The 8,922-nt window shown below is 74.9% G+C and carries 6 protein-coding genes; 5 read left to right on the top strand and 1 reads right to left on the bottom strand.

Annotation, left to right across the window (positions count from 1 at the left end):
- Positions 1-238 precede the first annotated feature (238 nt).
- Entirely contained in the window at positions 239-1,096 is an 858-nt protein-coding gene (gene mutM, locus A2U95_RS04975; protein WP_166021006.1) for a bifunctional DNA-formamidopyrimidine glycosylase/DNA-(apurinic or apyrimidinic site) lyase, read from the top strand.
- 204 nt (positions 1,097-1,300) lie between these two features.
- Here the strand turns inward: mutM and A2U95_RS04970 are convergent, their stop codons facing one another.
- Positions 1,301-2,530 carry a CAP domain-containing protein gene (locus tag A2U95_RS04970; RefSeq protein WP_166021005.1) on the bottom strand — a complete coding sequence of 410 codons (1,230 nt, stop codon included), beginning with the start codon at positions 2,528-2,530 and terminating at the stop codon, positions 1,301-1,303.
- A 145-nt stretch (positions 2,531-2,675) separates the two neighbouring features.
- Here A2U95_RS04970 and A2U95_RS04965 point away from each other — a divergent pair, with 145 nt between their 5' ends.
- From A2U95_RS04965 to ftsY, 4 genes are all read left to right on the top strand, one after another.
- Positions 2,676-2,957, top strand: coding sequence for an acylphosphatase (locus A2U95_RS04965; protein WP_166021004.1), 282 nt, complete (start codon positions 2,676-2,678; stop codon positions 2,955-2,957).
- A 388-nt stretch (positions 2,958-3,345) separates the two neighbouring features.
- On the top strand, positions 3,346-3,549 hold the full coding sequence (locus tag A2U95_RS04960; protein WP_166021003.1) for a hypothetical protein: 204 nt from the start codon (positions 3,346-3,348) through the stop codon (positions 3,547-3,549).
- Between the two features lie 322 nt (positions 3,550-3,871).
- Positions 3,872-7,426: a chromosome segregation protein SMC gene (gene smc, locus A2U95_RS04955; RefSeq protein WP_166021002.1), complete on the top strand. Its 3,555-nt coding sequence runs from the start codon at positions 3,872-3,874 to the stop codon at positions 7,424-7,426.
- A gap of 103 nt (positions 7,427-7,529) precedes the next feature.
- Positions 7,530-8,738: a signal recognition particle-docking protein FtsY gene (gene ftsY, locus A2U95_RS04950; protein ID WP_166021001.1), complete on the top strand. Its 1,209-nt coding sequence runs from the start codon at positions 7,530-7,532 to the stop codon at positions 8,736-8,738.
- Positions 8,739-8,922: the final 184 nt, after the last annotated feature.

Below are 8,922 nucleotides of genomic sequence, written 5' to 3'. Positions count from 1 at the left end.
CGCCCGCCGCCGGCACGGCCGCGGACGCCGCCGCGTCCGCCGCCTCCGAGGAGGCCGGCGCACGGCGGGCCGACGACGCCGCCGACGCGCCGCAGCCCGGCGGGACGGCCGACGCGGAGCAGGCGTCCGCCTGACCCGTCCGCTTCCGCCGCGGCCCGTCGCGGCACATCCATGAGCGCCCGCCCCCCGACCGACCGGGGGCGGGCGTTCGCCCACGTTCACGGGGGGAGACCGAGCCATGCCCGAACTGCCCGAGGTCGAGGTCGTCCGGCGCGGCCTGGAGCGGTGGGTCGCCCACCGCACCGTCGACGCCGTCGAGGTGCTGCACCCGCGCGCGGTGCGGCGGCACCTGGCGGGCGGTGAGGACTTCGCCCGGCGCCTGGCCGGCCACCGGATCGGCGTGCCCAGCCGGCGCGGCAAGTACATGTGGCTGCCGCTGGAGGACGCCGGCCAGGCCGTCCTGGCCCACCTCGGCATGAGCGGACAGCTGCTGGTCCAGCCGCACGAGGCCCCCGACGAGAAGCACCTGCGCATCCGGGTGCGCTTCGACGACGAACTCGGCACCGAGCTCCGCTTCGTCGACCAGCGCACCTTCGGCGGGCTCTCGCTGCACCCCGTGGACGCCGAGGGGCTGCCGGACGTCATCGCGCACATCGCGCGGGACCCGCTGGACCCCCTCTTCGACGACGAGGCGTTCCACCAGGCGTTCCGGCGCCGTCGCACCACCGTCAAGCGGGCGCTGCTCGACCAGTCGCTGATCAGCGGGGTCGGCAACATCTACGCCGACGAGGCGCTGTGGCGGTCCCGCCTCCACTACGAGCGCCCCACCTCCGGCTTCACCCGCCCGCGCACGGCGGAACTGCTGGGGCACGTCCGCGACGTGATGTCCGCCGCCCTCGACGTGGGCGGCACCAGCTTCGACAGCCTGTACGTCAACGTGAACGGCGAGTCCGGCTACTTCGACCGCTCCCTGGACGCCTACGGCCGCGAGGGCCTGCCCTGCCGCCGCTGCGGGACCCCGATGCGCCGCCGCCCCTGGATGAACAGGTCCAGCTACTTCTGCCCCCGCTGCCAGAGGCCGCCCAGGGTGCGGTGACGCGGGCCCCGGGCCGGGAACGGGTCCGGGCGCGCGGCCGGCACCGCGGACGCTGCGGCACGGTCCGCTTCCCCGACGCCGACGGCGCGGAGGGCGGACCGCTCCGCCTGGCGGAGCTCCGCCGCCCGGCGCGGAGCGCGGGAGGCTGCGGCCACCCCGTGGACCGGCACCGGAACCGAGCGCCCGGGCGAGGCCGGGGCCGGCTCAGTAACCGAAGGCCTGGGTCCACCAGGGGCCGCCGGAGGCGAAGTGGACGCCCACGCCGAGGGTCTTGAAGTCGCAGTTCAGTATGTTCGCCCGGTGGCCGTCGCTGTTCATCCAGGCCTCCATCACCGCGGCCGCGTCGGCCTGGCCGCGGGCTATGTTCTCGCCGCCCAGGTTGCTCACCCCGGCGGCCTCCGCGCGGTCCCAGGGCGTGGCGCCGCTGGGGTCCGTGTGGTCGAAGAAGCCCTGTTCCGCCATGGCCCGGCTGAAGTCGTCGGCCAGTTCGACCAGCTCGCCGTCGGCCTTGACGGGGCTGCACCCGGCGGCGGACCGCTCCTGGTTGACCAGCTGGAGGACCTGCGCCCGGGCGGCCTCCTCCCGCGACAGGCCGGCCCCGCCGGCCGGCGGATCCTTCGGCTCCGGATCCTTGGTGGTGGGCGCGGCCTTCTGCGGGGTGGCCGTCTTCTCGGCGGCGGTGCGCGAGGGGGACGGCTTCGCCTCCTCCTCCTCCTCCTTCTTCTTCTCCTTCGCGGAGGCGGAGGGAGACGTGGAGGGGGAGGGCTTCGCGGAGCCGGACCCGGCGCCGGCGCCGGCCGAGGGGGCACCGGGGTCGACGCGGCCTCCGGAGCCGCCCTGCTGGGTCTCGGCGTTGCCCGGGCCGTCGATCGCGCGGATCGTGCCGTCGCCGCCGAGCCGGTACGTGTCCAGGCCCGGCACGATGCCGGTGGCGGCCGCGACCACGCCGACCGCCAGCGCCGCGGAGACACCCAGCAGCCCGGTGCGCACCGGGCGCCGGGGCCGCCCGGTCCTGGAACCGCGGCCGGACGGCGCGGTGTCGTGCTGCGCGGGCCGGGGGGCGGCCGGGGCCTCGTGGTGGGCCGGCGCCTCGTGGTGGGCCGGCGCCGAGGGCTCATCGGTGCCGAACAGGTAGGCGTGACTACGCGCGTAGTCGTCCTCGGAGGAGGAGTGACCGTGGCCGGAGGAGCCGTCGTGACCCGGGGAGTCGTAGCCGTGGCCGTAGGAGTCGCCGTAGCCGTAGCCGTGGGAGTCGTCGTGGGCGTACGGGCCGTTGGAGCCCTGGGGATACGAGCCGTAGGCGTCGTACGTCGTCCGGTACTCCTCCTGCCCGGGCCGGGGCCCGGAGGGGGCCGCACCGGTGGCGGGGGGAGTGTGGGTGTCGTTCCCGCCCTTGCCCTTGCGGCCGGCGGCGGAGCGTCGGTGGCGTCCCATTCCTCTGCTGGCCTCTCTCCCGTGCTGCGGTCCACGCGAATCACTCGTGAGGGTGAGTTTCGCTGGGGGTCGAGGGGGGACGCTACCGCATCGCTCCAGGGGGTGTGGGCGTCCGGTGAGGTTTTTGCTCGGTTAGCGTGCACGTATGAACGACGACGCACGACTGGTCGCCTGGGTCCGGGGCGAGGTACAACGCGTGGGATTCCGCTGGTTCACGCGCGCGAAGGCGCTGGAGCTCGGCGGCCTGAGTGGTTTTGCTCTCAATCTCCAGGACGGACGGGTCCAGGTCGTCGCGGAGGGCCCCCGTGACCGCTGCGAGCTGTTGCTGGAGTGGCTGGCGGGGGAGGACACGCCGGGCCGCGTGGACGGCGTGACCGAGATCTGGGACACACCTCGCGGCGGCTACAGCGGCTTCGAGATCCGCTGACAGCCGCCTCCCGCGCCCGCCCGGCCGCCGCCCTCCGGCCCGCCCCGGACCGCCCGGCAACGGAAAAGTCCAGGTGACCGCCGCAAAAGGGTTGTCACGGGCGACGGGACGGGCCAGGATGATCCGCACGCCCCCGGGCCCCGCAGGAGACGCCGCGCGAAGAGTTCCGCGCCGAGCGCCCCGGGGACACCGCCGATACGGGGCGTGATCGTGTTGACCGTCAAACTTTTTGGTGAGACTCTGAAAGCCCCGCGCACCCTAGCTGTTTGGCATGTGGAAACAGCGGCAGGACCTCAGGCTGACATCGCAGTGTCGGGCACTACGGGTGCGATTCCCTCACGACCCACCACCGCTTCGGTCGGTCACTCAGTGTGGAGGACCATCCATCATGGCAAAGGCGCTTCTCGGTTACGTCGGCGGCTCCGACCCGCGACTCCTCGCCGAGATGCGACGGCTCCAGCAGCGCGTCCAGGACCTGGAATCCGAGCTCGTGCGGATCCAGGCGGAGAAGGACGCGCTCGCGGCTGCCGCTTCTCGCGACCGGATCATGGAGAGCATCGACGCACACCAGGCGGAGCCCGCGTTCAGCTGACCCGGCTCGCGCGCAGGCCGGAACAGAACCGCACCTCCGCCGGTGCCTCAAGGGACGCCCCAGGCGTCCCTTTCGCCTTCCCCCCTTCGGACCTTCCCCGCCGTCCGCCGGTCCGGCCCTCCCCGAGCCGTGCTCGTCCCGCCCCGTCGCCGTTTCCGTAGCTGTGATCTGCCCGCCGCCCCGCCGTGCGAAACCGGAACGGTCCACCGGCTCGCGGAGACCCGGCCCTCCGGGGGCGACCGGGAAGGCCGGTGCGTGAGGCCGGTGCATTGAGACCGGTTTCATGGAGAAGCGGGGGAACCGGCCGGTAAAGTCCACCGGCGTGCACCTCAAAGCCCTGACCCTCCGCGGCTTCAAGTCGTTCGCGTCCGCGACCACCCTCCGGTTCGAACCGGGGATCACCTGCGTCGTCGGCCCGAACGGCTCGGGCAAGTCCAACGTGGTGGACGCGCTGACCTGGGTCATGGGCGAACACAGCGCCAAGTCGCTGCGCGGCGGCAAGATGGAGGACGTCATCTTCGCCGGGACCACCGGCCGCCCGCCGCTCGGCCGCGCCGAGGTCTCGCTGACCATCGACAACTCCGACGGCGCCCTCCCCATCGAGTACGCCGAGGTCACCATCACGCGGATCATGTTCCGCAACGGCGGCAGCGAATACCAGATCAACGGCGACACCTGCCGCCTGCTGGACATCCAGGAACTCCTCTCCGACTCCGGCATCGGCCGCGAGATGCACGTCATCGTCGGCCAGGGCCAGCTCGACTCGGTGCTGCACGCCGACCCCATGGGCCGCCGCGCCTTCATCGAGGAGGCGGCCGGCGTCCTCAAGCACCGCAAGCGCAAGGAGAAGGCGCTGCGCAAACTGGACGCCATGCAGGCCAACCTGGCCCGCGTCCAGGACCTCACCGACGAGCTCCGCCGCCGGCTCAAGCCGCTCGGCCGGCAGGCCGCCGTGGCCCGCCGGGCCGCCGTCATCCAGGCCGACCTGCGCGACGCCCGGCTGCGGCTGCTCGCCGACGACCTGGTGCGGCTGCGCGAGGCGCTGCGGGCCGAGGTCGCCGACGAGGCCGCCCTCAAGGAGCGCAAGGAGGCGACCGAGGAGGAGCTGCGCGAGGCGTCGCGGCGCGAGGCACTGCTGGAGGAGGAGGTCCGCCGCCTCGCCCCGCGGCTGCACCGCGCCCAGCAGACCTGGTACGAGCTCTCCCGGCTCGCCGAACGCGTCCGCGGCACCGTCTCGCTGGCCGACGCCCGGGTGAAGAGCGCCACCGCCGCCCCCGTCGAGGAACGCCGGGGCCGCGACCCCGAGGAGATGGAGCGCGAGGCCGCCCGCGTCCGGGAACAGGAGGCGGAACTCGAGGCCGCCCTGGAGGCCGCCGAGCGCGCCCTGGAGGACACCGTCGCCCACCGCGAGGAGCTGGAGCGCTCGCTCGCCGCCGAGGAACGCCGCCTCAGGGACGTCGCCCGCGCCGTCGCCGACCGCCGTGAGGGCCTGGCCCGGCTCAGCGGCCAGGTGGGCGCCGCCCGGTCCCGGGCCGCCGCCGCCCAGGCCGAGATCGACCGCCTCACCGCCTCCCGGGACGAGGCCGAGGCCCGCGCCGTCGCCGCCCAGGAGGAGTACGAGGCGCTCAGGGCCGAGGTCGACGCACTCGACGCCGAGGACACCGAACTCGCCGGGCGCCACGACCGGGCCAAGGTCGCCCTCGCCGACGCCGATGCCGCCCTCACCGCCGCCCGCGAAGCCCTCACCGCCGCCGAGCGCGAACGGGCCGCCACCCGCGCCCGGCACGACGCCCTCGCCCTGGGCCTGCGCCGCAAGGACGGCACCGGCGCCCTGCTCGACGCCGGGGACACCCTCACCGGGATCCTCGGCCCCGCCGCCGGACTCCTCACCGTCACCCCCGGCCACGAGGTCGCCCTCGCCGCGGCCTTCGGCGCCGCCGCCGACGCGGTGGCCGCCGCCTCGCCCGCCGCGGCCGCCGAGGCGCTGCGCCTGCTGCGCAAGCAGGACGCCGGCCGCGCCGCGTTCCTGCTCGCCGGAGCCGACGAGGACCACGGCCCCGCCGCCCGCCATGAACGGTGGCCGCACGCCGCCGACCTGGTGGCCGGCCCCGACGACCTGATGCCCGCCGTGCGCCGCCTGCTGCGCGGCGTCGTGGTGGTGGACTCCCTGGACGACGCCGAGGAACTGGTCCGGACCCGCCCCGGCCTCACCGCCGTCACCGCCGACGGGGACCTGCTCGGCACCCACTACGCGCACGGCGGATCGGCCGCCGCCCCCAGCCTGCTGGAGGTGCGGGCCTCCGTCGACGAGGCCGCCGCCGCGCTCCAGGACCTGGAGCAGCGGTGCGGGGAGCTCACCGAGGTCCAGCGGCTGGCCGCGGAGCGCCGGACGGAGAGCGCCGCCCTGGTGGAGGAACTGGGGGAGCGGCGCCGTGCCGCCGACCGGGAGAAGTCCGGCGTCTCCCAGCAGCTCGGCCGCCTGTCCGGCCAGGCCCGGGGCGCCGCGGGGGAGGCCGAACGCGCCGCCGCCGCGGCGGCCCGCGCACAGGAGGCGCTGGAGAAGGCGCTCACCGACGTGGAGGAGCTGGCGGAACGCCTGGCCGTCGCCGAGGAGATGCCGGTCGAGGAGGATCCCGACACCGCGGCGCGCGACCGGCTCGCCGCCGACGGGGCGAACGCCCGGCAGACCGAGATGGAGGCCCGGCTCCAGCTGCGCACCCACGAGGAGCGGGTCAAGGCGCTGGCCGGCCGCGCCGACTCGCTGGACCGCGCCGCCCGCGCCGAACGCGAGGCCCGGGTCCGGGCCGAACGCCGCAGGGCCCGGCTGCGCCACGAGGCAGCCGTCGCCGGGGCGGTCGCGTCCGGCGCCCGGCAGCTGCTCGCCCACGTCGAGGTCTCGCTGGACCGCGCCGACCGGGAGCGCGCCGCCGCCGAGGCCGCCAGGGCACGGCAGGAGCGGGAGCTCTCCGCCGCCCGCACCACGGGCCGCGACCTCAAGGCCGAGCTCGACAAGCTCACCGACTCCGTCCACCGGGGCGAGGTGCTGGGCGCGGAGAAGCGGCTGCGGATCGAGCAGCTGGAGACGAAGGCGCTGGAGGAACTGGGCGTCGAGCCGCGGGCACTGGTCGCCGAGTACGGCCCCGGCGAGCCCGTCCCGCCGTCCCCGCCGGCCGAGGGGGAGGAACTGCCCGAGGACCCCGAGCACCCGCGCAACCGGCCCCGGCCGTTCGTCCGCGCCGAGCAGGAGAAGCGGCTGCGGGCCGCCGAGCGCGCCTACCAGCAGCTCGGCAAGGTCAACCCGCTCGCCCTGGAGGAGTTCGCCGCGCTGGAGGAACGCCACCAGTTCCTCAGCGAGCAGCTGGAGGACCTGAAGAAGACCCGCGCCGACCTGCTCCAGGTCGTCAAGGAGGTCGACGAGCGGGTCGAACAGGTCTTCACCGAGGCCTACCGGGACACCGCCCGCGAGTTCGAGGGCGTCTTCGGCCGGCTCTTCCCCGGGGGCGAGGGGCGGCTGGTCCTCACCGACCCGGACAACATGCTGACCACCGGCGTGGAGGTCGAGGCCCGGCCGCCCGGGAAGAAGGTCAAGCGGCTCAGCCTGCTCTCCGGCGGCGAACGGTCGCTGACGGCGGTGGCGCTGCTGGTCTCCATCTTCAAGGCCCGGCCCAGCCCGTTCTACGTGATGGACGAGGTGGAGGCCGCCCTGGACGACACCAACCTGCGGCGGCTGATCCGGATCATGCAGGAACTCCAGGAGTCCTCCCAGCTGATCGTGATCACCCACCAGAAGCGGACCATGGAGGTCGCCGACGCGCTGTACGGCGTGTCCATGCAGGGTGACGGCGTCTCCAAGGTGATCAGCCAGCGGCTGCGGTAGCCGCCGGCGGGCGGGGCGTGCGGGCCGCTGCCGGACTCCCGTGGGAGAACCACGGCGCGCACCCCGGGCGGCGTGCGCCCCATGGCCGATACTGGGACGCGTTATGGACACCGTCATCCTTGCCGTAATCATCGCGGTGGTGGCCCTCGTCGCCTTCGCCGGCCTTCTCGTCGGCGGCCGGCGGAAGAAGCAGCTGCCCCCGCCGCCACCGTCCGCGCCCGACATCACCGCCCCGCCGGCCGAACCGAAGGTCGGCGAGGAGGCCGAGACACCGGGGGACCAGGAGCGCCGCACGATCGAGGAGGTCGACCTCCCCGAATCGCCCACCGGCGCCACCCTGGTCGAAGAAGTCCCGGTGGAACCCGCCGCCCCGGCGATCGAGGTTCCCGAGCCCACCGCCGGCCGCCTGGTCCGGCTGCGCGCCCGCCTGTCCCGTTCGCAGAACGCCCTGGGCAAGGGCCTGCTGACCCTGCTCTCCCGCGAACACCTCGACGAGGACACCTGGGAGGAGATCGAGGACACCCTCCTCACCGCCGACGTCGGCGTGCAGCCCACCCAGGAGCTGGTGGAGCGCCTGCGCGAGCGGGTCCGGGTGCTCGGCACCCGCACCCCGGAGGAGCTGCGCGTCCTGCTCCGCGAGGAACTGCTGCAGATCCTCAACCCCGAGTTCGACCGCGCCGTGAAGACCGACGCCAAGGAGGGCACCCCGGGTGTCGTCATGGTCGTCGGCGTCAACGGCACCGGCAAGACCACCACCACCGGCAAGCTGGCCCGCGTCTTGGTCGCCGACGGGAAGACCGTGGTGCTCGGCGCCGCCGACACCTTCCGCGCGGCCGCCGCCGACCAGCTGCAGACCTGGGGCGAGCGGGTCGGCGCCCACACGGTGCGCGGCCCGGAGGCCGGCGACCCGGCCTCCGTCGCCTTCGACTCCGTCAAGGAGGGCATCGCCACCGGGGCCGACGTGGTGCTGATCGACACCGCCGGCCGGCTGCACACCAAGACCGGCCTGATGGACGAGCTGGGCAAGGTCAAGCGGGTCGTCGAGAAGCAGGCGCCGCTGGACGAGGTGCTGCTGGTGCTGGACGCCACGACCGGCCAGAACGGCCTGGTGCAGGCGCGGGTGTTCGCGGAGGTCGTGAACATCACCGGCATCGTGCTCACCAAGCTCGACGGCACGGCCAAGGGCGGCATCGTGATCGCCGTCCAGCGCGAGCTGGGCGTGCCGGTCAAGCTGGTCGGCCTCGGCGAGGGCGCCGACGACCTGGCGCCGTTCGAGCCGCAGGCGTTCGTCGACGCCCTGATCGGCGACTGACCTCGAGCCGCCGCGCACCGGCGCCCGCCCTCCCGGACACCCCGGGTCGGCGGGCGTCCGCCGTTTCGGGGCCCTCGGCCCGTCGGGCGGCACCGGGCACACGGGCCGGCGTCCCTCCCCGGCGGACCGCCGCGCCGCCCACGCCCCGGGCCCTGCCGCCCGTTCGGCCCGCGGGCAACCGGCG

Source organism: Streptomyces chilikensis, from assembly GCF_001642695.1.
Classification (GTDB): domain Bacteria; phylum Actinomycetota; class Actinomycetes; order Streptomycetales; family Streptomycetaceae; genus Streptomyces; species Streptomyces chilikensis.
Note: the sequence above shows the minus strand (reverse complement) of the source record. Positions and strands in the feature narration are given on the sequence as shown.